The organism is Actinomycetospora sp. TBRC 11914, assembly GCF_012933465.1.
Classification (GTDB): Bacteria; Actinomycetota; Actinomycetes; order Mycobacteriales; family Pseudonocardiaceae; genus Actinomycetospora.
Genome location: NZ_JABBND010000021.1, coordinates 1 through 26472, shown reverse-complemented (window position 1 = coordinate 26472; position 26472 = coordinate 1). Strand labels below are relative to the sequence as shown.

General features: G+C 73.9%; 26 protein-coding genes. 16 read left to right on the top strand and 10 right to left on the bottom strand.

Annotated features, from left to right (window positions below; genetic code table 11):
• Positions 1–14: 14 nt before the first annotated feature.
• The 3 genes from HH311_RS25625 to hemW form a co-directional block, all read right to left on the bottom strand.
• Positions 15–1451 (bottom strand): MmgE/PrpD family protein, encoded by a 1437-nt coding sequence (locus HH311_RS25625; protein WP_169186549.1) that lies wholly within the window; start codon positions 1449–1451, stop codon positions 15–17.
• A 118-nt stretch (positions 1452–1569) separates the two neighbouring features.
• The gene (locus HH311_RS25620; RefSeq protein WP_169186548.1) at positions 1570–2430 is read right to left on the bottom strand and encodes an alpha/beta fold hydrolase; all 861 of its coding nucleotides are present in this window, start codon (positions 2428–2430) and stop codon (positions 1570–1572) included.
• Positions 2430–3671, bottom strand: a complete 1242-nt coding sequence (gene hemW / locus HH311_RS25615; RefSeq protein ID WP_169186547.1) for a radical SAM family heme chaperone HemW — start codon at positions 3669–3671, stop codon at positions 2430–2432. The genes HH311_RS25620 and hemW overlap by 1 nt, the downstream gene beginning before the upstream one ends.
• A 118-nt stretch (positions 3672–3789) precedes the next feature.
• Between hemW and HH311_RS33770 the strand changes: the two genes are divergently transcribed.
• From HH311_RS33770 to HH311_RS25595, 5 genes are all read left to right on the top strand, one after another.
• The gene (locus HH311_RS33770; protein ID WP_396027462.1) at positions 3790–3873 is read left to right on the top strand and encodes a putative leader peptide; all 84 of its coding nucleotides are present in this window, start codon (positions 3790–3792) and stop codon (positions 3871–3873) included.
• A gap of 105 nt (positions 3874–3978) precedes the next feature.
• The gene (locus HH311_RS25610) at positions 3979–5751 is read left to right on the top strand and encodes a nitrite/sulfite reductase (protein ID WP_169186546.1); all 1773 of its coding nucleotides are present in this window, start codon (positions 3979–3981) and stop codon (positions 5749–5751) included.
• Positions 5752–5893: 142 nt separating this feature from the next.
• Positions 5894–6625, top strand: coding sequence for a phosphoadenylyl-sulfate reductase (locus HH311_RS25605; RefSeq protein ID WP_169186545.1), 732 nt, complete (start codon positions 5894–5896; stop codon positions 6623–6625).
• A complete protein-coding gene (gene cysD / locus HH311_RS25600) occupies positions 6622–7575 on the top strand; it encodes a sulfate adenylyltransferase subunit CysD (protein ID WP_248304213.1) in 954 nt (317 codons plus the stop codon). The genes HH311_RS25605 and cysD overlap by 4 nt, the downstream gene beginning before the upstream one ends.
• Entirely contained in the window at positions 7575–8831 is a 1257-nt protein-coding gene (locus tag HH311_RS25595) for a sulfate adenylyltransferase subunit 1 (RefSeq protein WP_169186544.1), read from the top strand. The genes cysD and HH311_RS25595 overlap by 1 nt, the downstream gene beginning before the upstream one ends.
• Positions 8832–8873: 42 nt before the next feature.
• Here HH311_RS25595 and HH311_RS25590 read toward each other — a convergent pair whose 3' ends face one another.
• The 3 genes from HH311_RS25590 to HH311_RS25580 all read right to left on the bottom strand — a co-directional run bounded on the left by HH311_RS25590 (position 8874) and on the right by HH311_RS25580 (position 11527).
• Entirely contained in the window at positions 8874–9695 is an 822-nt protein-coding gene (locus HH311_RS25590; protein ID WP_169186543.1) for an alpha/beta fold hydrolase, read from the bottom strand.
• A 69-nt stretch (positions 9696–9764) separates the two neighbouring features.
• On the bottom strand, positions 9765–10496 hold the full coding sequence (locus tag HH311_RS25585; RefSeq protein WP_312030403.1) for an HAD-IA family hydrolase: 732 nt from the start codon (positions 10494–10496) through the stop codon (positions 9765–9767).
• Complete coding sequence (locus tag HH311_RS25580) at positions 10493–11527, bottom strand: zinc-binding dehydrogenase (RefSeq protein WP_169186542.1); 1035 nt, start codon at positions 11525–11527, stop codon at positions 10493–10495. Before HH311_RS25580 ends, HH311_RS25585 begins: the two co-directional genes overlap by 4 nt.
• A gap of 93 nt (positions 11528–11620) precedes the next feature.
• On the opposite strand from HH311_RS25580, the gene HH311_RS25575 reads away from it, so the two are divergent.
• Entirely contained in the window at positions 11621–12139 is a 519-nt protein-coding gene (locus tag HH311_RS25575) for a TetR/AcrR family transcriptional regulator (RefSeq protein ID WP_169186541.1), read from the top strand.
• A 53-nt stretch (positions 12140–12192) separates the two neighbouring features.
• Here the strand turns inward: HH311_RS25575 and HH311_RS25570 are convergent, their stop codons facing one another.
• Positions 12193–12681, bottom strand: coding sequence for a carbonic anhydrase (locus HH311_RS25570; RefSeq protein ID WP_169186540.1), 489 nt, complete (start codon positions 12679–12681; stop codon positions 12193–12195).
• Positions 12682–12971: 290 nt separating this feature from the next.
• Between HH311_RS25570 and HH311_RS33765 the strand changes: the two genes are divergently transcribed.
• The 4 genes from HH311_RS33765 (at position 12972) to HH311_RS25555 (ending at position 16848) form a co-directional block, all read left to right on the top strand.
• A complete protein-coding gene (locus HH311_RS33765; RefSeq protein ID WP_396027461.1) occupies positions 12972–13043 on the top strand; it encodes a putative leader peptide in 72 nt (23 codons plus the stop codon).
• Between the two features lie 156 nt (positions 13044–13199).
• A complete protein-coding gene (locus HH311_RS25565; protein WP_169186539.1) occupies positions 13200–14315 on the top strand; it encodes an LLM class flavin-dependent oxidoreductase in 1116 nt (371 codons plus the stop codon).
• Entirely contained in the window at positions 14312–15631 is a 1320-nt protein-coding gene (locus HH311_RS25560) for an MFS transporter (RefSeq protein ID WP_169186538.1), read from the top strand. Before HH311_RS25565 ends, HH311_RS25560 begins: the two co-directional genes overlap by 4 nt.
• The gene (locus HH311_RS25555) at positions 15628–16848 is read left to right on the top strand and encodes an acyl-CoA dehydrogenase family protein (protein ID WP_169186537.1); all 1221 of its coding nucleotides are present in this window, start codon (positions 15628–15630) and stop codon (positions 16846–16848) included. Before HH311_RS25560 ends, HH311_RS25555 begins: the two co-directional genes overlap by 4 nt.
• Before the next feature lie 73 nt (positions 16849–16921).
• On the opposite strand, the gene HH311_RS25550 is transcribed toward HH311_RS25555, so the two are convergent.
• From HH311_RS25550 to HH311_RS25540, 3 genes are all read right to left on the bottom strand, one after another.
• A complete protein-coding gene (locus tag HH311_RS25550) occupies positions 16922–17755 on the bottom strand; it encodes a calcium-binding protein (protein ID WP_169186536.1) in 834 nt (277 codons plus the stop codon).
• Between the two features lie 502 nt (positions 17756–18257).
• Positions 18258–19055 carry a Ku protein gene (locus HH311_RS25545; RefSeq protein WP_169186535.1) on the bottom strand — a complete coding sequence of 266 codons (798 nt, stop codon included), beginning with the start codon at positions 19053–19055 and terminating at the stop codon, positions 18258–18260.
• 76 nt (positions 19056–19131) lie between these two features.
• On the bottom strand, positions 19132–19803 hold the full coding sequence (locus HH311_RS25540) for a GntR family transcriptional regulator (RefSeq protein WP_169186534.1): 672 nt from the start codon (positions 19801–19803) through the stop codon (positions 19132–19134).
• Positions 19804–20259: 456 nt separating this feature from the next.
• On the opposite strand from HH311_RS25540, the gene HH311_RS25535 reads away from it, so the two are divergent.
• The 6 genes from HH311_RS25535 to HH311_RS25510 are packed head-to-tail and all read left to right on the top strand — an operon-like array spanning position 20260 to position 26420.
• Positions 20260–21201: a dihydrodipicolinate synthase family protein gene (locus tag HH311_RS25535; protein ID WP_169186533.1), complete on the top strand. Its 942-nt coding sequence runs from the start codon at positions 20260–20262 to the stop codon at positions 21199–21201.
• Positions 21198–21857, top strand: a complete 660-nt coding sequence (locus HH311_RS25530; protein ID WP_169186532.1) for a cyclase family protein — start codon at positions 21198–21200, stop codon at positions 21855–21857. The genes HH311_RS25535 and HH311_RS25530 overlap by 4 nt, the downstream gene beginning before the upstream one ends.
• Positions 21854–23011, top strand: coding sequence for an LLM class flavin-dependent oxidoreductase (locus tag HH311_RS25525; protein ID WP_312030402.1), 1158 nt, complete (start codon positions 21854–21856; stop codon positions 23009–23011). Before HH311_RS25530 ends, HH311_RS25525 begins: the two co-directional genes overlap by 4 nt.
• On the top strand, positions 23008–24312 hold the full coding sequence (locus HH311_RS25520) for an NtaA/DmoA family FMN-dependent monooxygenase (protein ID WP_169186531.1): 1305 nt from the start codon (positions 23008–23010) through the stop codon (positions 24310–24312). Before HH311_RS25525 ends, HH311_RS25520 begins: the two co-directional genes overlap by 4 nt.
• A 42-nt stretch (positions 24313–24354) precedes the next feature.
• A complete protein-coding gene (locus HH311_RS25515; protein WP_169186530.1) occupies positions 24355–25089 on the top strand; it encodes an enoyl-CoA hydratase/isomerase family protein in 735 nt (244 codons plus the stop codon).
• Complete coding sequence (locus HH311_RS25510; protein WP_169186529.1) at positions 25086–26420, top strand: MFS transporter; 1335 nt, start codon at positions 25086–25088, stop codon at positions 26418–26420. Before HH311_RS25515 ends, HH311_RS25510 begins: the two co-directional genes overlap by 4 nt.
• Positions 26421–26472: the final 52 nt, after the last annotated feature.

Here is a 26472-nt window from a genome sequence, read left to right as displayed (position 1 = left end):
TGCGCGGGGGATCCTCAGAGCCGCCGGGTGCGCGACCGGCGGGGGGTGGGCGACACCCGGGCGAGCAGCCCGGTGAGCTCGCGGACCCCGATGCCCTCCAGCCCGCCGACGGCGTCGACGATGTCCCGCGCCAGGCCGGGATCGACGAAGGGCTCGGCCAGCCACGAGAACTTCTCGACGACGCGGTCCCAGCTCAGCGGCCGGGTCGGCGCGCCCTCGTGGTCGGTCTGCTCGCGCGAGAGCTCCCGGCCGTCGGCGAGGACGAGGTGGACCCGGACCGGGGTCGTCCCGGGGTAGCCCGCCGTCAGGGTGTCGTCGGGGCGGGCCTCGACGCGGCGCATCAGGGCCTGGACGTCGTCCCGGCGGATCCGCTCCTCCCGGAGCTGCTCGGGCCCGACCTGCCCGTCGAGCAGGGCGGCCGCGGTCAGGTAGGCCAGGTTGTAGTCGGCCTGTTCCTTGGTGACGACGACGTCCTTGGCGCCGAACCGGCCACCGCCGGCGATGTCGTAGGCGGTCTGGAAGACCTCGAGGCGGACGTGGTCGATCTGCTCGGGCCGCAGCTGGTGCGCCGCCGCGAGGTGGAGCACGCTCTCGATCACCGGTTGGCCGTGGATGAGCGCACAGTACTTCTTGAGGTGGGTGTGCTCGGCGACGCCGAGGTCCCGGTCGTCGAGGCGCAGGTCCACGGTCTGCCCGAACAGCTGGTGGAGCCCGTTGGGGCCCTCGAACAGGCCCCGGGGGCCGGTGACGCCGTGGGCGGCCAGGGCCGCGGCCTCGACCGCGCGCTGCGCCGTGACGGCCGGTGAGATGCCCTTCCACATCGACACCGGCTCGGAGTGCACCGCGGAGAGCGACACGTTGTCGACCGCGGCGGCCGCGACGGCGTGGGCGATCCGGGTGGCGTCCAGGCCGAGCAGCCGTCCGCCGGCGGCGGCGACCGAGATCGCCAGCTGCAGCGCGTGGTTGAGGCCCAGCGCCATCACCGGCACCTGCGCGGAGAACCGGCAGCCCAGTTCGTAGGCCACCGCGAGCGCGGTCAGGAACTCCTCGCCGCTCGCGTCACGGGACTCCGCGGCGGCGAGCACGGCGCCGAGGTTGTCCGCGGGATGGCACAGTCCGCCGGGGGTCAGGTAGGTGTCGAGCTGGTCGACGTAGCGCACCAGCACCGAGTTGACCAGCATGGCCTGGGTGAGGGTCGCCCGGCCGCCACCGATCAGCGTGGCCACGGGGTGGCCGTCGACGGTCCCGACGTGGTGGCGCAGGCCGGTGATCAGCTCGCCCTCGAGTGCGGCGATCGCGGCGCCGAGACCGTCGAGCACGTTGCGCTTCAGCGCGGTCAGGGCCGCGGGCGGGATGTCGGCGGGGACGGCCGCCGCGGCGAACCGGCCGATGTCGTCGACCACGTAGCCCGAGTGGACGTCGGGGGCGGCGGTGGACGGGGCGGCGCTCATCGTGTCTCTCCTTCGGACGCTCGGCTCGCCCGCGACGCTAGGCACCGGGGCCGCCCCACAGAAATGCCTTCTCCGCTGCATCGATGCGTCACGCGCATGGCCCAGGTCGGGTGCGCCGTCAGTCGAGGCGGTCGAGGAACGCCAGCAGGTGCTCGTCGACGGCGTCGGCGTGCCGCGCCGGGAGCCAGTGCCCCGCCCCGGGCAGCGTCACGCACTCGAAGGGGCCGCTGACGAACGCGGCCGACCCGGCCATCTGCGCCTCGGTCAGCGCGACGTCGTCCTCGCCGATCAGGCCCAGTACCGGGCACGTCACCGGCGGGAGCTCGACGGGGTGCTCGTCGACGAACGTCGTCGGGTCGACGTTGGCGCGGTACCAGGACAGCCCCGCGGTCAGTGCTCCCGGCCGGGAGAGGTCGCGGATCTGGGTCTCGACGAGGTCGTCGTCCTCGGTGCCCGGGTGGGCCCAGCGGCGGTAGAACGCCCAGCCGTCGGCGGGCAGCACCGCCTCGGCGGCCCCGGGGTGGAGGAACCAGAGCATGTACCAGGACAGGGCCCGCTGGGCGAGGCCCGCTGCCCGGAAGGCGTTGGGGTGCCCGACGGACAGGGCGACGTAGCCGCGCACCGATGCGCTGCGCATGGCCAGCGCCCACCCGACCGCGGCCCCGTAGTCGTGCCCGACCACCACGACCCGCTCGATCTCCAACGCGCCGAGGAGCGCCACCATGTCGGCCACGGAGTGCCGGAGCCGGTAGGCCTCGACGTCGTCGGGACGGTCGCTGTCGCCGAACCCGCGCAGGTCGGGGGCGATCACGCGGTAGCCGGCGTCGGCGAGGCGCGCGATCTGCACGGACCAGAGCGTCGCCCGGTCGGGGAAGCCGTGCAGCAGCAGCACCGCCGGACCGTCGCCCACGTCGTGCACCGAGAGCGTGATGGCGGGCAGCGCCACCCGGGTCGGCTCGGGCGGCGTCGTCCCGGTCATCAGGCCCCCGTCAGCGCGATGGCGACGCCGTCGGCGAGCAGCCGGCCGCGCCGGGTGAGCACGGCGCGGCCACCCTGCCAGGCCGGGCCGGACAGCAGCCCGTCCGCCGCGGCCTGCGCGCCGGCCGCGCGGCCGTCGTCGTCGAGGGCCGTCACCGCCAGGCCGTCGACGGTGCGCAGCTCGAGCAGCACCTGCTCGACGTGCCGTTCGCCCGGCCCGAGCAGCTCCCGCGCCTCGGCGGGCGAGGACCCCGCCGCCAGCAGCTTCGAGTACCGCGCCGGGTGGCGGACGTTCCACCAGCGCACGCCACCGACGTGCGAGTGCGCGCCCGGCCCGGCGCCCCACCAGTCGCCGCCGGACCAGTAGCCCAGGTTGTGGCGGCAGCGCGCCGAGGCCGACCGCGCCCAGTTCGACACCTCGTACCAGTCGAACCCGGCCGCCGCGAGGACGTCGTCGACGATCTCGTAGCGGTCGGCGAGGACGTCGTCGTCGGGCATCGGCAGCTCGCCGCGGGCCACACGACGGGCCAGCGCCGTCCCCTCCTCCACGATCAGCGAGTACGCGGAGACGTGGTCGGCGCCCGAGGCGAGCACCGCGTCGAGCGAGCGGCGGAGGTCGTCGTCGGTCTCGGTGGGAGTGCCGTAGATGAGGTCGAGGTTGACGTGCTCCAGCCCGGCCTCCCGGGCCGCCGTCGCCACCCGCACCGCCGCGCCCGGCGTGTGCCGACGGTCGAGGACGGCGAGGACGTGGTCGACGTCGGACTGCATCCCCAGCGACAGCCGGGTGTAGCCGGCGTCGGCGATGGCCGCGAGCAGGGCCGGCGTCGTCGACTCCGGGTTGGCCTCGGTGGTGACCTCGGCGCCCGGCGCGAGCCCGAACGACGACCGGACCGCGTCCAGCACCGCCGTCAGCCCGTCCGCGCCCAGCAGGGAGGGGGTGCCGCCGCCGAGGAAGACGGTGTCGGCGCGCGGCGGCTCCCCCAGCACCCGCGCCGCCAGGTCGAGCTCGCGGCGCAGGCCCTCCAGCCAGGAGGCGGGCGAGGCGGGGTCGTCGGTGCTGGTGGGCGACAGCCCGAGGTCCGAGGCGGTGTAGGTGTTGAAGTCGCAGTAGCCGCAGCGCGTGGCGCAGAACGGCACGTGGACGTAGACGCCGAACGGGCGCGTCCCCAGCCCGTCGAGCGCGGCGGCGGGGAGCGCGCCGTCGGCCGGGGCGGGGTCGCCGCCGGGGGGCACGGAGGGCACGTCCCGATTGTGCCTGCGGCACGGACCCCCGGGCCCGGAGGGCGGAAAAGTCCGGACAAGATGCCGTGGGCGCCACAGCCGGTGGAATCGGGCAGGCGCACATGGCACGCTGGTCGCCGTGCGTTCCCTGGACCCGATGCTCGTCGGTCGACCCCACGTCGACCTCGGGCGTGTGTCCAGCGCACTCTGCCCGGCCTGCTGAGCAGCGCCGCTGACGCCCGCCCCGCGGGCACCCACCACCACGATCGTCAGCAGGTGCCGCGCGGGTCCGACCGCGTGCGCCTGCTCACCGGAGGACGCACCACCGATGACCAGCGCTCCGTCCAGTGAAGGCGCCTCGACGCCCGAGGAGTCCTACGCCGAGACCACCCCGCTCGGCGTCCGGGACGTCCCCGACGACAAGCCGGTGGTGCCCAAGAAGCCGCGGGCCCGCAAGGGCAAGGCCGAGGGCCAGTGGAAGCTGGGCTACCGCGAGCCGCTCAACAAGAACGAGCAGTCGAAGAAGGACGACCACCCGCTGAACGTCAGGGCGCGGATCGAGAACATCTACGCCCACCGCGGGTTCGACTCGATCGACCCGGCCGACCTGCGCGGCCGCTTCCGCTGGATGGGGCTCTACACCCAGCGCGCCGAGGGGATTCCGGGCACCGACACCGGGCACCTCGAGGAGGAGGAGCTCGACGCGCGGCACTTCATGATGCGCGTGCGGGTCGACGGCGGGGCGCTGACCACCGAGCAGCTGCGCGTCATCGGCGAGATCAGCCAGACCTTCGCGCGGGACACCGCCGACGTCACCGACCGCGAGAACATCCAGCTGCACTGGATCCGCGTCGAGGACGTCCCGGAGATCTGGCGCCGGCTCGAGGCGGTCGGGCTGTACACCACCGAGGCCTGCGGTGACTGCCCGCGCGTGGTCCTGGGCTCGCCGGTGGCCGGGATCAGCGCCGATGAGGTCATCGACGGCTCGCCGGCGATCGCGGAGATCGTCGAGCGCTTCATCGGCGACCGCTCGCTCGCGAACCTCCCCCGCAAGTACAAGACCGCGATCTCCGGGCAGCAGGACGTCGCGCACGAGGTCAACGACATCTCCTTCGTCGGTGTGGTCCACCCCGAGCACGGGCCGGGCTTCGACCTGCACGTCGGCGGCGGGCTGTCCACCAACCCGAAGCTCGCGGTGCGGCTCGGGGCATGGGTGCCGCTCGACGAAGTCCCTGACGTATGGCACGGCGTGACCCAGGTGTTCCGCGACTACGGCTACCGCCGGCTGCGGACCCGGGCCCGCCTGAAGTTCCTCATCGCCGACTGGGGCCCGGAGAAGTTCCGGCAGGTCCTCGAGGACGAGTACCTGGGCCGCAAGCTGGTCGACGGTCCGGCGCCCGACCCGATCGCCGGGACCATCGACCACGTCGGGGTCCACGACCAGGTCGACGGCAAGTCCTACGTCGGGGTCGCGCCGCCGGCGGGCCGGACGTCGGGGTCGACGCTGGTGGGCGTGGCCAAGGCCGCGGAGGACGCCGGGTCGACGCGGGTCCGGCTCACCCCCTACCAGAAGATCCTCGTGCTGGACGTGCCGTCCGAGCAGCTCGACACGCTGACGGCCGCGCTCGACCACCTGGGGCTGCCCGCGCGGCCCAGCGTCTTCCGGCGCGCGACGATGGCCTGCACCGGCATCGAGTTCTGCAAGCTCGCGTTCGTCGACACCAAGGAGCGGGCCCGCACCCTGGTCGAGGACCTCGAGCAGCGCCTCGCCGAGGTCGCCCCGGAGCTCGAGACGCCGATCTCGATCCACCTCAACGGCTGCCCCAACTCCTGCGCGCGGGTGCAGGTCGCCGACATCGGGCTCAAGGGCCAGATCGTCAACGACGCCGAGGGCAACCCGGCGGCGGGCTTCCAGGTCCACCTGGGCGGCGGGCTGGGGCTCGACTCGGGCTTCGGGCGCAAGCTGCGCGGGCACAAGGTCCTCTCCGACGAGCTCGGGCCCTACGTCGAGCGGGTGGTGCGGTCGTTCGTGGAACACCGCGAGGACGGCGAGCGCTTCGCCCAGTGGGTCGTGCGCGCCGAGGAGGGCCAGTTGTCGTGAGGTCGTTCCCGGTCCAGTACTGCCCGTACTGCGGGGAGCAGGACCTGCGCCCCCGGGACACCCCGGAGGGCGCGTGGGAGTGCGCCGACTGCCGCAGCACCTTCGTCGTCACACGGGCCCCGAGCCCGGTGGGAGGCCCAGCATGACCAGCGTTTCCGGGACGGCCGTCGATGCCCGTCGCGCCGAGGCCCTCGAGGCCGGCGAGCACTTCGCCGCCCTCGAGGCGACCACGGACCACCGCGCGCTCACCGAGCAGATCCTCGCGTGGGCCGCTGAGACCTACGGCGCGGGCCTGATCGTCGCGTCGAACATGCAGGACGCGGTGCTCGTGAAGCTCGGCGCCGATGCGCGCCCCGGCGTCGACGTGCTCTTCCTCGAGACCGGCTACCACTTCGCCGAGACCCTCGGGACGCGCGACGCGGTCGCGCAGACCTACGGCGTGCGCATCGTCGAGGCCCAGCCCGAGCACACCGTCGCCGAGCAGGACGCGCTGCTGGGCAAGGACCTCTTCGCGACCGACCCCGGTCAGTGCTGCAACCTGCGCAAGGTCGTCCCCCTCCAGAACACGCTGGCGGACTACGACGCGTGGGTCACCGGGGTGCGCCGGGTGGAGGCCCCGACGCGGGCCGCGACGCCGCTGGTCACCTGGGACGAGCGGCACGGGCTGGTCAAGGTCAACCCGATCGCCCACTGGTCCGACGAGCAGATGGACGCCTACATCGCCGAGCACGCGGTGCTGGTCAACCCGCTGGTGGCCGAGGGCTACCCGTCGATCGGCTGCCGGCCCTGCACCGCCAAGCCGGCGCCCGGCGCCGACCCGCGCAGCGGCCGCTGGGCGGGCTTCACCAAGACCGAGTGCGGGCTGCACGGATGAGCGCCGACGTGGGTGTGGATTTCCAGACGTCCAGTGACAGCGATGCGACACCGCTGACGACGACCGACGAGCTCGACGCCCTCGAGTCCGAGGCGATCCACATCATCCGGGAGGTCGCCGGCGAGTTCGACCGGCCGGTCATCCTCTTCTCCGGCGGCAAGGACTCGATGCTGCTGGTGCACCTCGCGCGCAAGGCGTTCTGGCCCGCGCCGGTGCCGTTCCCGGTGCTGCACGTGGACACCGGGCACAACTTCGACGAGGTCATCGACTTCCGCGACGCCGTGGTCGAGCGGTACGGGCTGACCCTCGAGGTCGCGAGCGTCCAGGAGTACATCGACGACGGCCGGCTCTCCGAGCGCGCCGACGGCACCCGCAACCCGCTGCAGACCACGCCCCTGCTCGACGCGATCACCGAGCACCGCCACGACGCGGTCTTCGGCGGCGGCCGCCGGGACGAGGAGCGTGCCCGGGCCAAGGAGCGCATCTTCAGCCTGCGCACCGCGTTCGGCGCCTGGGACCCCTCGCGGCAGCGCCCCGAGCTGTGGAACCTCTACAACGGCCGCCACAAGGCGGGCGAGCACGTGCGCGTGTTCCCGCTGTCGAACTGGACCGAGCTCGACGTGTGGCGCTACATCGCCCGCGAGGAGATCGAGCTGCCCTCGATCTACTACGCGCACACCCGCGACGTGTTCGCCCGCGACGGCATGTGGCTCACCAGCGGCCCGTGGGGCGGCCCGCGTGACGGCGAGGAGGTCGTCACGAAGACGGTGCGCTACCGCACCGTCGGGGACGGGTCGTGCACCGGCGCCGTCGAGTCGACCGCCACGACGCTGGACGAGGTGCTGGTCGAGGTCCGCGAGTCCCGGTTGACCGAGCGCGGCGCGACGCGTGCGGACGACCGGCTCTCCGAGGCCGCCATGGAGGACCGCAAGAAGGAGGGCTACTTCTAGTGACCACCGATCTTCTGCGGTTGGCGACGGCGGGTTCGGTCGACGACGGCAAGTCCACGCTCGTCGGGCGCCTGCTCTACGACACCAAGTCGGTGCTCGCCGACCAGCTCGAGGCCGTCGAGCGCGCCACCCAGGGCGGCGGCGACCCCGACCTGTCGCTGCTGGTCGACGGGCTGCGCAGCGAGCGCGAGCAGGGCATCACGATCGACGTGGCCTACCGCTACTTCGCGACGCCGAACCGCTCGTTCGTCCTCGCCGACACCCCCGGCCACGTCCAGTACACCCGCAACACCGTCACCGGCGCCTCGACCGCGCAGCTGGCCGTGCTGCTCGTGGACGCGCGCCACGGCGTCGTCGAGCAGACCCGGCGCCACGCCGCGGTGATGGCGCTGCTGCGGGTGCCGCGCCTCGTGCTCGCCGTCAACAAGATCGACCTGGTCGAGTACGACGAGCCGACCTTCTCCACGATCGCCAAGGAGTTCCACGAGATCGCGGAACGACTGGGGTACGACGACGAGGCCGTCGTCGCCATCCCGGTCTCGGCCAAGCGGGGCGACAACGTCGTCCTGGCCTCCGAGAACACCCCCTGGTACGACGGCCCGACGCTGCTCGACCACCTCGAGTCGGTCCCGGTCGACGGGCCCGACGCGGCGGCGCCGTTCCGGTTCCCGGTGCAGACCGTGATCCGCCCGCGCACCGCCGAGTTCCCCGACTACCGGGGCTACGCGGGCCTCGTCGGGGCAGGCACGGTCCGGGTGGGCGACCCCGTCGTCGTGCTGCCGGACGGGCAGCGCACGACGATCGAGGGCATCGACCGCTTCGAGGGCCCGCAGGAGCGGGCGAGCGCCGGCGAGAGCGTGGTGCTGCGCCTGGCCGACGACCTCGGCGTCGCCCGCGGCGCGGTGATCGCGGCCGCCGACGACGCCCCGGAACCGGTCACCGAGTTCACCGCGACCCTGGCCTGGCTGCACGAGAAGCCGCTGGTGCCCGGACGCCGGCTGCTGGTCAAGCACGGCACCCACACCGTGCAGGCCATGATCACCGAGGTGGCGGACCGGCTCGACGTGCAGACGCTCGAGCGGGTGCCGGGCCCGGAGAACCTCGAGATCAACGACATCGGCAACGTCTCGATCACCGTGGCCGAGCCGCTGCCGCTCGACGACTACGAGCGGGTGGCCGCCACCGGCTCGTTCCTCGTCATCGACCCGCAGGCCGGGGACACGCTCGCCGCCGGGATGTGCGCTCCGCGCTCGTGAGCACTTTCTGGTGTCATGGCACCAGAAAGTGCTCACGAGCCGTCAGGCACCTATGAAGGTCAGCAGTTCCTTGTCCAGCGCGTCCTGGTACGGGCCCGCGATGCCGTGCGGGGCGCCCGAGAACACCTTGAGCTCGCCGTTCTTCACCAGCTCGACCGACTTGTACGCGGCGTCGTGGATGGGGACGATCTGGTCGTCGTCGCCGTGCGCGATGAGGATCGGGACGTCGAGGGCCTTGAGGTCCTCGGTGAAGTCGGTCTCCGAGAACGCCGCGACGCAGTCGTAGGCGGCCTTGAGGCCGACGGTCATGCCCTGCCGCCAGAAGTCGTCGCGGGCGCCCTGGGAGATCTGGCTGCCCTCGCGGTTGGTGCCGTAGAACGCCGCGGAGAGGTCCTGGTAGAACTGCGACCGGTCCTTCAGGACGCCGTTGCGGATGTCGTCGAAGGCCTCCTTCGGGAGACCGTCGGGGTTCTTGTCGGACTTGATCATGACGGGCGGGATCGCGCCCGCCGTGAAGACCTTCGCGACGCGGCCGTTCGCGCGCTGCGCGGCGTAGCGCACCACCTCGCCCCCGCCCGTCGAGTGGCCCACGAGGATCACGTCGCGCAGGTCGAGGGCCTCGATGAGCGACGCCAGGTCGGCGACGTAGGTGTCCATGTCGTTGCCCTCCCAGGTCTGGGAGGACCGGCCGTGGCCGCGACGGTCGTGGGCGATCCCGCGGAAGCCGTGGTCGGCGACCAGCTTGAGCTCGACGTCCCACGCGTCCGAGGTCAGCGGCCACCCGTGGCTGAACACCACGGGCTGGCCGCTGCCCCAGTCCTTGTAGAAGGTCTGGGCGCCGTCGGGAGCGGTGTTGAAGGGCATGAGGGCTTCTCCGTGCGGTCGAAGACAGGTGCCTCGATCGTGTCCCGGTGCTCCCGGTGCCCGCATCGGTCAAGCGACTGCCATGAGCGCCCCGGCCAGCTCGGCCATCGAGCCGACGTGCAGGTCGGGCTCGGTGACGGCCGCCGCCGACGGCGTCGCGCCCGACCCGACCCGGCCGCGACGCCGCTCCACCCAGCACGTCGCGAGGCCGAGCCGCCGGGCGGCGCCGATGTCGTGGTACTGGCTCTGGGCCACGTGCAGGACCTCGTCGCGCCCGATCCCGACCGCCGCGAGCCTCGCGAGGCCCGCCTCGAACATCCGCGGGTCCGGCTTGTTGACGCCGACCTCGTCCACGGTGACCCCGTCGGCGAACGGCTCGCCGACGGTGGACGCCATCGCGTCGAGCGCCGCGCGGTCGGCGTTCGTCACCGCCACGAGCACGAAGCGCTCCCGGAGCCGCGCCAGCGCGTCGACCGCGTCCGGGAACGCCGGCCACGACCCGATGGAGCGCCGCAGCGGCGAGGGACCCGAGCCACCGTCGAGACCCGGCAGCCCCAGCTCGCGCGCCAGCCGCGTCGAGATCGGGTCGAGCATCGCGGTGAACGGCGTCTCCGGGGTGAGTCGCTGCTGCTCCCCCTCCGCGGCGCCGAACGCCGCGAGCACCGCCTCGTCGTCGGGACCCTCGTCGTCGGGACCCTCGGACGCGACGGTGCGCACGCACCGCAGGATGCCGGTCTCGAAGTCGATGAGCGTCCCGACGACGTCGAAGGTGAGGGCCCGGATCCCACCGAGGTCGATCACGGCAGCACCACCAGCTTCCCGACGAAGCCCTTGGCGACGAAGTCCGCCTGCGCGCGGCCGAGCTCCGCGAGCGGGTAGCGGCCGGCCACCAGCGGGCGGAGCGCGCCGCGGGCCGCGAGGTCCACGACGGCGGCGAAGTCGGCATGGGTGCCGAACGACGACCCGACGACCGTGAGCTGGCGCAGGTAGATCGTCCGCAGGTCGGTCTCGACGACGGGGCCCGCGATTGCCCCGGCGACGACGTAGCGCCCGAGCGGCGCGAGCGCGCGCAGCAGGGCGCCGAACGACGGCCCCGCCACCACGTCGGCGACGACGTCGACGGAGTCGATCCCCGCGGCGTGCAGCGCCCCGAGCAGGTCGGCCTCACGGTCGACGACGACGTCGGCGCCCAGCGCCCGGATCGCCTCGTGCTTCGCGGCGCCGGCGACGGCCACGACGACGGCGCCCCGGTCCTTCGCGATCTGCACCGCGGCCGACCCGACCCCGCCCGAGGCCCCCGTCACGAGCACGGTCTCCCCCGCGGCGAGCCCGGCGCGGCCGAGCATGCGCATCGCGGTGGTGGCCGCGGTCGGGAGGCTCGCGAGCTCGGCGTCGTCGAGGTCACTGCGAACCGCGTGCGCGTTCGCCGCGGGCACGGTCACCAGCTCGGCGAACCCGCCGTCGCGCTCGCTGCCCAGGTAGTCGGTGTCGACGAGGGCGCGCTCGTCGCCGTCGTAGAGCATCGGGTCGACGAGGACCCGCTCGCCGATCCGCGTCGCCGGGACCCCGGGACCGACCGCGTCGATCCCGCCCGCGACGTCGGCGCCCTGGATGCGGGGGAACACGAACGCCTCGCGGCGCCAGCCGTGGACCGCGTCGGGGTCGTCGGGCGCGCCGTAGGCCCCCTCGCGGGTCCAGAGATCGGTGTTGTTGAGTGCGGCGGCCCGCACCCGGATGCGGACCTCCCCCGGCCCGGGCTCCGGGTCGGGCACGTCCTCGCGGTACTCCAGCGCGTCCGGCCCGCCGTGGCGGGTGAGCAGCACGGCTCGCATCGTTCTCCCTCGCAGGTAAACCAGTCGGTATAGCGCTGAGGGAACACGACCGTGCCCATGGAAGTCAACCCACCGGTCGGTATAGTGCCGGACATGACGACACCGGCGGGCCGCGTGCTCCTCGAGCGCGCGTCCGAGCTGTTCTACGGGCAGGGCATCACCGCGGTGGGCGTGGCGGGCATCGCCGACGCGGCCGGCGTCACCAAGAAGACCCTCTACGACTGCTTCGGGTCGAAGGCCGCGCTCGTCACGGCCTACCTGCAGCGGCGCCACGACCTCTGGTGGGCGCACCTGCAGGAGCGGCTCGCCGAGGACCCGTCGGTGCTGACGCTCTTCGACGCCTACCTCGCGCACCCGTGGTTCGACACCGGCCGCGGCTGCGCGTTCCAGCGCGCCGCGGCGGAGCTGCCCGACGACCACCCGGGGCGGGCGGTCATCACGGCGCACAAGCAGGCGGTCCGCGCGGAGATTGGGCGGCTGGTCGGCGACGACGCCCTGGCCGACCACCTGTTCCTGCTGCTCGAGGGCGCCGTCGCGCGCCGCGGGTGGGAGGGGACGACCGCGGGCCTGGACGCCGCGCGGGAGGTGGCAGGTGCGCTGACGCGCTCGTGAGCAGAAAGTGTCGGTATACCGACACTTTCTGCTCACGAGCGACGAAGTCGCACCTATTGGACCTCGTTCAGCTTCCCGGTCGCCACGTCGAAGACGAACCCGCGCACCGAGGACTTGTTCTTCACGAACGGGCTGTCGGTGATGCGCTTGATGGAGTCGCGCACGTCGCCCTCGAGGTCGGGGAAGGAGTTGGCGCTCCACGACGGCCGCTCCCCCGACTCCTTCTCGAGGATCTCGGCGAACTGCTCGTCGGAGAAGGTCAGCATGCCGCAGTCGGTGTGGTGGATCAGCACGATCTCCTCGGTGCCGAGGAGGTGCTGGCTGATCGCCAGGGAGCGGATGGTGTCGTCGGCGACGATGCCGCCGGCGTTGCGGATGACGTGCGAGTCGCCCTCCTGCAGCCCGAGCACGCCGTAGACGTTGATGCGGGCGTCCATGCACGCGACGACCGCGGTCTTGCGCGCCGGCGGCAGCGGGAGGGGGCCGGAGAAACCGGCGGCGTAGCGCTCGTTGTTCTGCAGGTACTCGTCGGTGACCGACATGGTGGGGTGCGTCCTTCCGGGACGTCGGGAGTTCGGGGTGGTCGGGACACGGCACGGACCGGCCGCGGAGGGCGCGCGGAAAGGGCGTGAGGGCGCGCGGCTCACGCGGCCCGGCGACACCACTCGTCGAACTCGTGCGCGCGGCGGCTCGGCCAGAAGAACTCGCGGCCGCACGCGCACATGCGCATCATTCGATCGCACTCCGCCGAGCGGGCGCAAGCGACCCACGCCCTGAGACGACGGTCCCAGGCGGTTGTCCTCGGCCACCGGCCCCCATAGCGTCGCCGACCATGACCGGGACGCGGCTCGTCGTGCGCGAGCACATCGACCTGCTCCGGGTCGCCTCCGCGCTCTGTCGCTGATCCCGGAGCCGCTGATCCCCTCCGGAGACGTGTCGCGCCCGTCTCCCCAGCGCCCGTCTCCCCCGCGCCCGTCTTCCCAGCGCCCGACGGCCCGTCCCCGTCACGCCGCGCCACGGCCCGCGTCACCACGCCGTACCTCCCCAGGGAGCACCCCCCATGACCGTCGAGTTCATCGGCATGATCGGCACCCGGCTGGTCTCCGAGATCCACCCGCCGTCCGACCCGCCGGTCGACCCGGCGGTCGTCCGCCGGTTCGTCGATGCCCACGAGCAGGGCGGCTTCGACAAGGTGCTGGTCGGGCACTCGGCGTCGACCCCGGACGGGCTGCAGGTCGCCTCGTACGGCGCCGCCCACTCCGACCGGCTCGGGTTCCTCGTCGCGCACCGGCCCGGGTTCGTCGCCCCGACGCTGGCCGCGCGCACCTTCGCCACGCTCGACCAGTTCTCCGGCGGCCGGGTCGCGGTGCACGTCATCTCCGGCGGCAGCGACGCCGACCAGCGCCGCGACGGCGACCACCTCGACAAGGCGGCCCGTTACCGGCGCACCGACGAGTACCTCGAGGTCCTGGACCGCACCTGGACCAGCCCGACGCCGTTCGACCACCACGGCGAGTTCTACGACGTCGAGGACGTCGCACCCCAGGTCCGCCCCCGGCAGCAGCCCCGCATCCCGATCTACGTCGGCGGCTCCTCGGCCGACGCCTACCGGGTCGGCGGCCGGCACGCCGACGTCCACGCGCTCTGGGGCGAGCCGCTCGCCCAGACCGCCGAGCAGATCGCCGCGGTGCACGCGGCCGCGCGGGACGCCGGGCGCACCACGATGCCTCGCATCAGCGTCTCGTTCCGCCCGATCCTCGGCACCACCGAGGAGCAGGCCTGGGAGCGCGCCCACCGCGTCCTCGACCGCATCACCGCGGCCGGCGGCGGCGCCGGCAGCTTCACCGGCAAGCGGATGCACGACGCGACCCCGGCCAACGTCGGGTCCCAGCGCCTGCTCGCCGCGGCGGCGCGCGGCGAACGGCACGACCGCGCGCTCTGGACCCCGACGGCGGCCGCGACCGGCGCGGCCGGCAACTCCACGGCCCTCGTCGGGACCCCCGAGACCGTGGCGGCCGCGCTGCTCGACTACGTCGACCTCGGCGTCACGACGCTGCTCATCCGCGGCTACGACCCGATCGACGACGCCGTCGCCTACGGCCGCGACCTGCTCCCGCTCGTCCGCACCGAGCTCGCCCACCGCACGCCCCACCCCACCGAGGAGATCCGCGCGTGACCGCCACGACGAGCCCGACCCCACCCACCACCCCGCGACGGGTGGCGCTCGCGAGCGCCGTCGGCACCGCGATCGAGTGGTACGACTTCTACCTCTACGCCACCGCCACCGCGCTGGTGTTCAACACGCTGTTCTTCCCCTCGATCAGCCCGACGGCGGGCACCCTCGCCGCGTTCGCGACCTACGCGGCCGGCTTCGGCGCCCGGCCCATCGGCGCGATCGTCGCCGGGCACATCGGCGACCGGGTCGGGCGCAAGGCCGTGCTGGTCGGCGCGCTGGTCCTCATGGGCAGCGCCACCACGCTCATCGGCGTGCTGCCCGGGTACGCGAGCATCGGTGCGCTCGCCCCGACGCTGCTCGTGGTGCTGCGGCTGCTGCAGGGGTTCGCGGTCGGCGGCGAGTGGGGCGGCGCGGCGGTGCTGTCCACCGAGCACGCGCCGCCGCGGCGCCGCGGCTGGTTCGGCAGCTTCACCCAGATCGGGTCGCCGGCCGGGATGCTGCTCGCCACCGGGTCGCTCTCCCTGGTCCGGGCGCTGACCACCTCCGAGTCGTTCCTCGCCTGGGGCTGGCGGATCCCGTTCCTCGCGAGCGCGCTGCTCGTCGCGGTCGGGCTGGTCATCCGGCTGCGGCTCGAGGACGCCCCGGAGTTCGTCGCGCTGCGCGAGAAGAACGAGGTCGTGCGGATGCCCGTCGTCGAGGTCCTGCGCACCGCCCCGCGCGAGGTGCTGCTGACCACCGGGCTGCGGCTCTCCCAGATCGGCCTCTACACGCTGATCACCACCTACGGGCTGACCTACGTCGCGCAGAAGCTGGGCAAGGCCTCGTCGGCGGGACTGCTCGCCGTCGTCGTCGTCTCGGCGATCGGGCTGGCGACGACGCCGCTCTGGGCGCTGCTCTCCGACCGGGTCGGACGACGGCGGCCGTACCTGTTCGGGTCGATCGGGGGCACCGTCGGGCTGGCGCTGTTCTTCCTCGCCGTCGACGCCGGGTCGACGCTGCTGATCGTGCTGGCGGCGGTGATCGCGGTGAACCTGCTGCACGACTCGATGTACGGGCCGCAGGCGGCCTGGTTCGCCGAGGTGTTCGACGTCCGGGTGCGCTACAGCGGCGCCTCGCTGGGCTACCAGATCGGGTCGGTGCTCTCCGGCGGGTTCGCCCCGCTCGCCGCGGCCGCCCTGCTGGTGGCCGGCGGCGGGAGCCCGTGGTGGATCGTCGTCGCCTTCGCGGGCCTCTCGGTCCTGACGACGACGGCGGCGCTGCTCGCGCCGGACCCGTCGCGCCGCGAGGAGCGGACGTTGCAGACTGCCGCGACATGAGCGCCGCGACCGTGCCCGCCCGCCCGGGCACACCCGCCGTCGGGACCCTGCTCGCGGAGATCGCCGCGGGCGCCGCCGAGCGGGAACGGCTCGACGAGAGCCCGTTCGCGCAGGTTGCGGCCGTGGCGGCCGCCGGGCTGGGGCGGCTGTCGCTGCCGGAGTCCGAGGGCGGGCCGGGCTGCTCGATCCGCGAGCTGCTCGGCTTCGTCACCGACCTCGCCGAGGCCGACCCGATCGTCGCCCACGTGCTGCGCACCCACTACAGCCAGGTGCTCGGGTTCCTGCGCCTGCCCGATCCCGACGTGCGCCGCCGCTGGCTCGACGAGGTCCGCGCCGGGAAGGTGTTCGGCAACGCGATCAGCGAGACCGGCTCGGTGTCGGCGGGGTCGCACGAGTTCACGACGCGGCTGGAGGAGGTCGGCGGCGGGCGCTGGGTGCTGAACGGGGTGAAGTACTACAGCACCGGCACGCTGTACTCGGACTGGATCGCGGTGGCGGCCCGGGTGGAGGGTAGCCAGGAGGGGACTGATCAGCTGGCGACGGTGATGGTCCCGGTCGACCGCGAGGGCGTCTCGGTGATCGACGACTGGGACTCGATGGGCCAGCGCCGGACCGGGACGGGCACGACGTCGTTCACCGACGTCGCGGTCGGACCCGAGGACGTGCTCGTGGTGCGCGACCGGGTGGCGCCGCGGCCGGCCGGCGACGTGCCGTTCCTGCAGCTCTACCTGCACGCGGTGATCGCCGGGATCCTCCGCGGCGTGGTCACCGACGCCGCGGCGCTGGTGCGCAGCCGGACCCGGACCTTCGACCACGCCCCGTCGCCGCAGCCGGTCGACGACCCCATCCTGCAGGAGACGGTCGGGCGGCTGGCGGCCACGGCGTGGGTCGCGGAGGCGGCGGTCGGGACGGCGGCGGACGCGGTGCAGGCCGCCGAGGACGCCGTGCGGGCCGGGGCGCCGACCGCGGAGGTGGGCCGGACCGCGTCGTACGCGATCAGCGCGGTGAAGGTGCACCTGGACCGCGTGGCGACCGACGCGGCGACGGCGCTGTTCGACGTCGGCGGCGCGTCCGCCTCCGGCCGGGCCCGCAACCTCGACCGGCACTGGCGCAACATCCGGACGATCACGCTGCACAACCCGGCGTCGTACAAGGCGACCGCCCTGGGCCGGTGGCACATCGCCGGCGAGCCGCTGCCGGTCAACGGCTACTTCTAGGTGGCCTCCGGCCATGTGAGCACTAAATGTCGGTATACCGACATCTAGTGCTCACAGGCGCGGAGCGCACCTCCTAGCTCGTCGTGGCCGGCGGCAGCGTCGGCACCACGGCGTTGGGGTCGACCCCGAGGGCCCGGGGCAGCGGGACGGGCAGCCCGGCCGGGTTCACGAGCAGCGGTCCGAAGAAGCGGATGATGTGCTCGCAGTTGACGAACGTGTCACCGGGGTCGCCGATGCACGTGTCGTTGCCGGGGCCACCGTCGACGAGGTCGTCGTTGCCGGCGTCGGAGGCGTTGAGGACGTCGTCGCCCGGCCCGCCGTACTCCTTGTCCTGGTCGTTCGGGTACGGGTCGTTGATGAGGTCGTTGCCGGCGTCGCCGTACATCGTGTCGCTGTCGAAGATGCCGTCCATGGAGTCGTTGCCGTTGCCACCGTGGATGGTGTCGTCGCCCGGCCCGCTGGTCAGCGCGGCCTCCGGGTCGACGAAGGCGGTGAACTCGCAGGGCACGTTGTCGTCGCCGTCGTCGCCGAACTGCTGCGAGTCGCCGCCGCCGCCGTCGATGCAGTCCCGACCCGGGCCGCCGTGGGCGTCGTCGCTGCTGCCCTGCAGGAAGACGAGGTTCTGCTCGATGTCGTCGTCGCCGCCGGCGCCGAAGATGTGGTCGATCTTCTGACCGCCGATGAGGGTGTCGTTGCCGGGGCCGCCCGTGCACGTCCCGCCCTGCAGGCCATTGCAGAGGGTCACGGGCTTGGTCGGGTCGGTCGGCGGGAGCGGAGGGGCAGCCGCGACCGGGGCCGCGTGCGCGATCGCGGGCGTCGCGGGCGCGGCGGAGGCCGTGGCGCCCGCCGCCGCCAGGGGGAACACGAGCGAGGCCGCGGCGATCGCGACCCAGCGGTACCTGGTCATCTGGGGAGTCCTTCGGGGGTGGTCGTGGCCGGGCGCGCGGCGACCGGCGCACGAGGTGGGGAGCTTGCGGGGAGCCGACACGACGGCCCACCGCGCCCGGGTTCGGCGCGAGCGGGACGACGTGCGACGGGAACGCCGCACCGGGGGAGGAGCGGCGGAGGACCACGCATCTCCGGGGTCCGGGTGGAACACCCCGGAGAGTCGCCGGAGGACGACCGCGGGGACGCGGACGTGGTCGGCCCGACGTCGGCGGATCAGCGACAGAGAGCGCTGTTCGTGCGCAGCAGGTCGACGTGTCGCCGGACGGCGAGGACGAGTCGGTTGCGCACGAGGGAGAAGCTCGCAGCGGAATCGCCACGAGTCAAAAACGGCGTGATTCGCGACCACCGTCGACGTGTCCCCCGATCGGTGGATCCTCGAGGGGTGCCGGACCCTGAGCAGGTGATCGACACCGGGGAGCGCGCGCGGCGCGGTGACCGACCTCACGAGGCCGTATCCCCCGTCAGGAGGCCGCCGCGTTCCCGCCGGCCGCCTCGACGCTGCGCCGCAGGGCCTCGAGCAGGCCGCCGACCTCCGTGCCCTCGTCCGGCTCCTCGGCCGGGACCACCTCGCGGCCCTCGCGCTTGTCCGCGACGAGCTGGTCGACCCGCGCGGTGTAGGTGTCCTCGTACTGGTCGGGCTTCCACGTCGACGTCATCGCGCCGACGAGCTCCTTGGCGGTGTCCAGTTCCTGGGGACGGATGTCGGTGTGCACGGGGAGCACGTCGAGCTGCTCGGTGGGGTCGCGGACCTCGTCGTGCCAGAACAGCGTCTGCAGCGCCAGCACGTCGCCGTCGGCGCGCAGCGCGGTGAGGTGCTCGCGGCCGTGCATGGTGACCGTGGCGATGCCGGCGCGGTCGGTCTCGGCCAGCGCCCGGCAGAGCAGGCCGTAGGAGTGCGCGTAGCGCTCGTCGCTCGGCGCGACCCAGTAGGTGCGGTCGAAGTAGACCGGGTCGATCTCGGCGAGGTCCACGAACTCGACGACGTCGATGGTCTGCGACCGGCCGGGGGCGATCTCGCGCAGCTCGTCGGGCTCCACGACGACGACCTCGCCGTCCACCTCACGCCCCTTGACCACGTCGGAGGTCGGCACGACGTCGCCGGTGCGCTCGTCCACGCGCTGGATGCGCACGCGGTCGGAGGTGCCGCGGACGTACTGGTGGAAGTGGATGGTGTGGTCCTCGGTCGCGCTGTAGAGCCCGACCGGGATGGTCACGAGGCCGAAGGTGATCGCCCCGCTCCAGACCGCTCGTGGTGCCATGAGGTGCGACTCCGTCGCTCGTGAGCACTTTCTGGTGCCATGGCACCAGAAAGTGCTCACGGGCGCGCAGCGCACCTCAGGAACCGAAGGCGCCGACACCGCCCTCGTCCCGCACGAGCGCGGCGATGCGGACGTCGCGGGTGCGCTCGAGGTGCTCGCGCAGGGCCTTGCGGGCGGTGTCCTCGTCGCCGGCGACGATCGCGTCGAGCACCACCTGGTGCTCGTCGTCGGTCGACTCGAGGTTGGCCGAGCGGGTCATGTCGCCGGTGTCGTGCAGCGCGAGCCGGCGGGCGAGCTGCTCGAGGACCTCGGTGATCGTGTCGTTGCGGGAGGAGCGGCGCAGCACCTGGTGCCACCGGCCGTGCAACCGCCGGGCCTCCTCCGGGTCGGTGGCCGCGCGGGACTGCTCGTGCACGTGCTGCAGGCGCGCCAGGTCGAGGCTCGAGCGGTGCCGGGCCGCCGACGCCGCCGCCTCGGCCTCGAGGGCGATGCGGGCCTGGTAGATGTCGACGACCTCGGAAGGGGTCAGGGTCCGCACCACCGGGCCGCGCGCGCCGCGCACGATCAGCCCGTCGCACTCCAGGCGCAGGATGGCCTCGCGCACCGGCGCCCGGCCGAGCCCGTAGCGGGCCGCCACCGCGGTCTCGAGCACCGGGGAACCGGGGAGCAGCGCCCCGGAGGTCAGCTCCTCGAGCAACCGCTCGTGGGCGGTGTCCCCCGCGCTCGACGTCGAGGCGGCGCCGGTCATGGGTCCTCCCCGAGCTCGTCCGGCCGCGCTGCGCGACCGGGCCGAACAGTACGGCACGCGTCAGCGCGACCACGGCGTGCAGCCTGCTGTGGTGACGTGCGTCTACACGCGTCACCACGTGCTTGCGCGGGACGTTGCCCGTCGCCTAGCGTCGGACGCGCACCGACGACGACGGCGAGGAGGGACGCGACGTGACCTGCCAGCGCGACGTGCTCTCCCACCCCCGCGACACCCGTGGTGACCGCGGCTGCCGCAGCTGTCGTCCGTGCTCCCGCCGCGCCTGAGCGCGGCACTCCCCCGACGGCGGCCCGCCCCGACCCGCACCCGACGTCCCCGTGACGTCCGGCCCCGCGCGTCGTGACGACGCGGAGGACCCGTCGTCCGTCACCCCGCGTCGCCCGACGTCCGGCCTGCACCGCCGGCGCCGGCGCACGCCTGCCCGCCCCTGGAGCCGCGATGCCCCCCGCCGTCCCCCACGCCGTCGAGCCGACGCTCGCGCCCGGCCTCGTCGTCGCCGCCCTCACGACCTTCCGCGGCGACTCGGTGCGGGTGGACCAGGCCCGGCTGGCCGACCAGGTGACCGCGGTCGCCGGCTACGCGCCGTCGGCGATCAGCGTCGGCGCCGTCGAGAGCCAGGAGTTCCAGGTCCTCGCGCGGCGCACCCGGCTCGCGATGCTCGACACCGTCGTCGCGGCGGCCCCCGGCGTCCCGGTGGTGGCCGGGGTCTCCAGCCCGTCGCTGGCCGAGTCGATCGCGCTCACCAGGGAGGCCGCCCGCCGCGGCGCCTCGCTGGCGCTCGCCGTCGCCTCGCCGAAGCCCTGGGGCGCCGCCCCGACCCCCGACGAGGCCCACCGCTGGTTCTCGCTGCTCGCCGACGCGAGCCCGATCCCGCTGATGCTCTACAACAACCCGCGCCTCGGCGTGGACCTCTCCGTCGACACCATGGCCCGCATCTGCAGCCACCCGCAGGTGGCCGGGATCAAGGAGACCTCCCGCGACGAGGCCAAGCTGCTCGGCCTCATCGCGCGGGTCGCCGAGCACGCCGCCGTGTTCACGAACATGGAGATGCTGCTCGCCACGCTCGTCCTCGGCGGCGCGGGCGCGATGCTCCCGACGCCGGGCGTGCCGATCGCCGCGCGCATCGTCGCGGCGGTCCGCGACGGCGACCACCGGCGCGCCGCCGCCGACGCCCTGTTCTTCGCCGACTTCCCCAGCCGCTGGAACGGCCTCGGGTTCCTGCCCGCGGTCAAGGCGGCCGCCGCGCTCATGGGCTGCGACCTCGGCGGGCCGCTCTGGCCGTGGTCGGGGCTCGACGAGACCGCCCGCGCCGACCTGGCCGCCCACCTCGCCAAGTGGGACCTGCTCGACCACTTCGCCACGAAGGACGCCCCGCGATGACCCTCCACGACCTCAGCCACCCGCTCTGGGCCGGCATGCCCAAGATCCCGGTCCTGCCCGAGGTGGAGCGCCACCAGATCACCGCGATCGCCGACGGCGCCCCGCTGGACATCTCCTCGATCACGCTCGCGCTGCACGTCGGCACCCACGTCGACGCCCCGTCCCACGTCGTGCCCGGCGGCACCCCGATCGACCGGGTGCCGATCGAGCGCTTCCACGGCCGCGCCGTCGTCGCCGCCGTCGACCGCAAGCCCGGCGAGGAGATCACCGTCGACGACGTCCTCGCCGGCGGCCCCGAGCCGCGGCGCGGCGACTTCCTGCTGCTGCACACGGGCTGGGGCGAGCGGTTCACCTCCGAGGACTACGGCGATCACCCGAGCCTGTCGGTCGAGCTGGCGGCGTGGGCGGTCGAGCGCGGCATCCCGTTCGTCGGCGTCGACATGATCACCCCCGACCTGCCGGTGCACCGCCGCGGCCCGGACTTCGACTTCGGCGTGCACCGGACGCTGCTCGGCGCGGACGTCCTCATCGCCGAGAACCTCACCGGGCTCGCCCCGCTCGCCGGCCGGCACGTGGCGCTGCGCGCGTTCCCGCTCGCCGTGCGCGGCGGGGACGCCGGTCCGGCCCGCATCGTCGCCGAGGAGATCGACTCGTGACCCGCCCCCTGGACCGGCCCGCCGGCCCGCTCGACGACCCCACCAGCCCGCTCTCCCGCGCCGCCGCCGCACCGCTGATGCTCGGGCTCTTCCTGCCGCTGCAGACCGGCGCGTTCTCCCAGTCGACGCTGCCGCGCGGCACCCGCTGGGACTTCGAGTACAACCGCGCCCTCACCGCCCGCGCCGAACAGGCCGGGTTCGAGTTCGTCTTCGGCCTGCAGCAGTGGGTCGGGCAGGGCGGCTTCGGCGGCGAGATGGCCTACCGGGAGAACTTCCTCGACCCGTTCATCTCCACCGTCGCGCTGGCCGCGACGACGACGTCGATCCTCTCCCTCTCGACGGTGCACGTGCTCTACGGCAACTGGCACCCGCTGCACCTCGCCCGCTTCGCCGTGACCGCCGACCACCTCTCCGGCGGGCGCTACGGGCTCAACATCGTCACCGGGTACGCGGAGAACGAGCCGCGGATGTTCGGCATGGAGCGCATCGACCACGACCGGCGCTACGAGCAGGCCGACGAGTTCGTCTCGATCATGGAGGACCTCTGGGCCGGGAACTCCGAGCTGACGTACGACGGCGAGTTCTACCGGCTGGACGGCGCCTACGTCTCGCCGCGCCCGACCCACGGCCGCCCGATCCTGGTCGCCGCCAGCGGCTCCCCCGCCGGGTACGCCTTCGCCGGGCGCCACGCCGACATCGTGTTCACCTCGAGCCCGGCCGGGGCGGACTTCGACGGCGCGATCGACGCGCTTCCCGACCACGTCGCGACGATCAAGCGGGCCGCCCGCGCGCAGGGCCGCGAGGTGAAGGTCATCATCTTCCCGCTGGTGGTGTGCCGGGAGACCGACGCCGAGGCGGCGGCCTACCGCGACGCGATCGTCGCCCACGCCGACCACGGGTCGCTGGTCAACTACCACGCCCGCCACACCGGCGGCGACAGCCAGGCCTGGCCGCAGCACGTGCTCGCCGACCGCGCGCTCGGCGGGCACCTGCAGATCGTCGGCGGCCCGGAGAAGGTCGCCGAGTCGTTGGAGCGCCTGCACGACGCCGGGTTCGACGGCGTCCAGCTCGGCTTCTACGACTACTCCCCCGACCTCGAGCAGTTCGTCGACGCCGTGCTGCCGCTCCTGGAGAAGCGGGGGCTGCGGGGATGAGCTGCGGCCTCGTCCTCACCGCCACGGTGCTCGGCCTGGGGATGCACCAGGGCGCGTGGCGGTTCCGCGACGGCGACCCGTTCGACCACCTGCGCCTGGACCACCACCTCGAGATCGCCCGGCTCGCCGAGGCCGGCGGGCTGCACGCGCTCTTCCTCGCCGACACCCTCGACGGCGCCGAGGAGCGCTACGCCCGCCCCTCGCTCGGCGCGCTCGACCCGGTGGTCGTGCTCGCCGCGGCCGCCGCGGTCACCGAGCGGATCGGGCTGGTCGCCACCTCGTCGACCAGCTTCAACGAGCCCTACAACCTGGCGCGGCGCTTCGCGAGCCTCGACCGGATCAGCGGCGGGCGCGCGGGCTGGAACGCGGTGACGACGTTCGTGCCCACCGCCGCGGCCCAGTTCGGCGACGCCCCGCTCCCGGACCACGCCGCCCGGTACGCCCGCGCGGCGGAGTTCCTCGACGTCGTCACCGGGCTCTGGGACAGCTGGGACGACGACGCCCTGGTCGGGGACAAGGCGACCGGGCGCTACGTCGACGCCGACCACGTCCACCCGCTGCACCACCGCGGCGAGCACTTCAGCGTCGCGGGCCCCGCTCCGCTGCCCGGGTCGGCCCAGGGCCGGCCGGTGATCTTCCAGGCCGGGTCGTCCGGCCCGGGACGCGACCTCGCCGCCCGGTACGCCGACGTCGTCTTCACCGCCCAGAACACCCTGGAGGCGGCCCGGGCGTTCCGCGCGGACCTGCGCGCGCGGGCCGCCGCGCTCGGCCGCGACCCGGACACGCTGCTCGTCCTGCCCGGGCTCACCCCGGTGCTGGGCGACACCGACGAGGCCGCGGCGGCCCGCAAGACCGCGCTGGACGAGGCCCGCGGGATCGCGCCGGAGCTGGAGAAGCTCGCGCTGCGGGTCGGGGTACCGGTGGCCGAGCTCGCGCTCGACGAGCCGCTGCCGGTCGAGCGGATCCGCGCGGACGCGGGCTTCCGCGGCTCGCACGGGTTCCGCGACGCGGCCGTCGAGCTCGCCGTGCGCCGCGGGCTGACCGTCCGGGAGCTGCTCGCCGAGAACGGCGGCGGCCACCTGCAGGTGGTCGGCACCCCCGACCGCGTCGCCGACGTCGTCGAGACCTGGGTCGACGCCGGCGCCGCCGACGGCTTCAACCTCATGGTCGACGTGGTGCCCGACGGGCTCGCGGCGATCGTCGACGAGGTCGTCCCGCGGCTGCGCAAGCGCGGCCGCTTCCCCGCCGAGTACGCCGGCTCGACCCTGCGCGAGCACCTCGGCCTGCCCCTGCCGACCTGATCACTGCCCGCCGGATCCCCCTCGACCTCCCCCGGAGCCCGTATGTCCGCCCCGCCCACCACCGCCCCCGTGCACACGAGCGTCGACGGCCCCGTCGCGCGCATCGTGCTGGACACCGGGGACGGCAACACCCTCACCTACGCCGCCATGACCGCCTTCGTCGACGCCCTCGAGGCCGCGCGCGACTCGGGGGCGACGGTCCTCGTCGTCGCCGGCGCGGGCGGCGACCTCACCGTCGGGCGCGCCAAGCACGAGCAGGTCCCCGGGGTGACCCGGCAGGAGAACCTGTCGCTGATCCTGCGGGCCAACGAGGCGTTGAGCGCCTTCCCCGGGATCAGCGTCGCCGTCGTCCGGGGCCGCGCCCTCGGCTTCGGCACCGGGCTCGCGCTGCACGCCGACCTGGCACTGGCCGCCGACACCGCCGTCCTCGGCTTCGACGAGCTCGCCCACGGCCTGCCCCCGCTGGTCGTCCTCACCTACCTCTACCGCCACGTCGCCCCGAAGGTCGCCGACGACCTCGTGCTCACCGGCCGCCGCGTCGGCGCCGCCGAGGCCCGCGACCTCGGCCTGGTCTCGCGCGTCGTCGCAGAGCCGGACCTCGAGGCCGTCGTCGAGCGCACCGTCGCCGAGCTCGCCGGCCGCGACCCCTCCGCGCTGCGCCTGCTCAAGGACGTCGGGCGCGAGCACAAGGCCACCGCCCCCACCCGAGCGGCCGGCGACGACGCCGTCGCCCGCCTCGTCGCCTGGATCGAGAACCGCACAGGAGCCCGCGCATGAGCACCGAGACCACCGCCCCGTCGTCGACTGCCCCGCCCCCCGACTCCGCGCGGCGACAGCGCCGGAGCGCCTTCGCCTCGGCCTGGCTCGGGTGGATGCTCGACGGGTTCGAGACCTACGCGATCGTGCTGGTCGGCAGCCTCGTCGTCACCGACCTCATCGGGCCGAAGGCGTCGCCGATCTGGTTCGGCGTCGTCCTGGCGGTGCAGCTCCTGGCCTGGGCGGTCGGTGGGCTCGCCTCGGGCGTGCTCATCGACTACTTCGGCCGGCGTCGGGTGCTGATGTTCTCGATCCTGCTGTACGCGGTCGCGACCGGGCTCGCGGCGCTATCGCCGAACTTCGCGGTCTTCCTGGTGCTGCGGGTCTTCGCGGGTCTCGGGATGGGCGCCGAGTGGGGGCCGGGCAGCGCGCTCGTGGCCGAGACGTGGGCCGACCGCTCGCGCGGCAAGGGCGTCGCGCTGCTGCAGTCGGCGTTCGGGGTCGGCTTCCTCGTCGCGACCGGGGTGTTCTTCCTGCTGCGCGACGCCGGGCCGGACACCTGGCGCTGGATGCTGCTGATCGGCGCGGTGCCCGCGCTGCTGGTGCTGCTGGTCCGGCGCTCGGTCGACGAGACCGAGCTGTGGCGCTCGAGCGACGCCCGCCGTCGGGACGCATCCCGCCGCGCCCGGGCCGGCGAGGCGCTCGACGCCGAGGAGCGCGCGCTGACGGTGTTCACGCTGCGCCGGATCTTCGCCGACCCGACGTCGCGCTCCCGGATGCTGCGCCTGCTCGCGCTCTCGACCGCGAGCCTCGTCGGCTGGTGGGCGGTCTCGACCTGGATCCCGCAGTTCGCGGGCGCCGCAGTGAAGGCGGCCGGGGCGAGCACGTCGACGGTCACCCTGATCGTGCTCGCCTACAACGTCGGCGGCGTGCTCGGCTGGCTCGCGTGGGGCGTGCTCGCCGACGCGATCGGACGCCGGTGGACGCTGTGGGGCTACTTCGCCGGCGCGCTGGTGATGACCTGGGTCCTCTTCGGGCTCTCGTGGCACTCGCTCGGTGCCCTCACCGCCGTCGTGTTCGTCAACGGGATCTTCACCCTCGGGCAGATGGGGTGGATGGCGACCTACCCGGCCGAGCTGTTCCCGACCGCCGTGCGCGGCAGCGCCATCACGACCGTGTTCAACGCGAGCCGGGTGGTGGCGGCCGTCGGCGCGGTGCTCGCCGGCTCGATCGTCGCCGGGCTGGGAGGCATCGCCGCGGCCGGCCTGACCATCGGGTCGATCTACGTGCTCGGCCTCGTGTTTGCGCTGATCGCCGGGCCGGAGACGAAGGGGAAGCCGCTGCCGTCCTAGACATCCCACGGCCCTAAGGGGTCAAGCTGCGGCTGGGGTGGTGTTGTTGGTC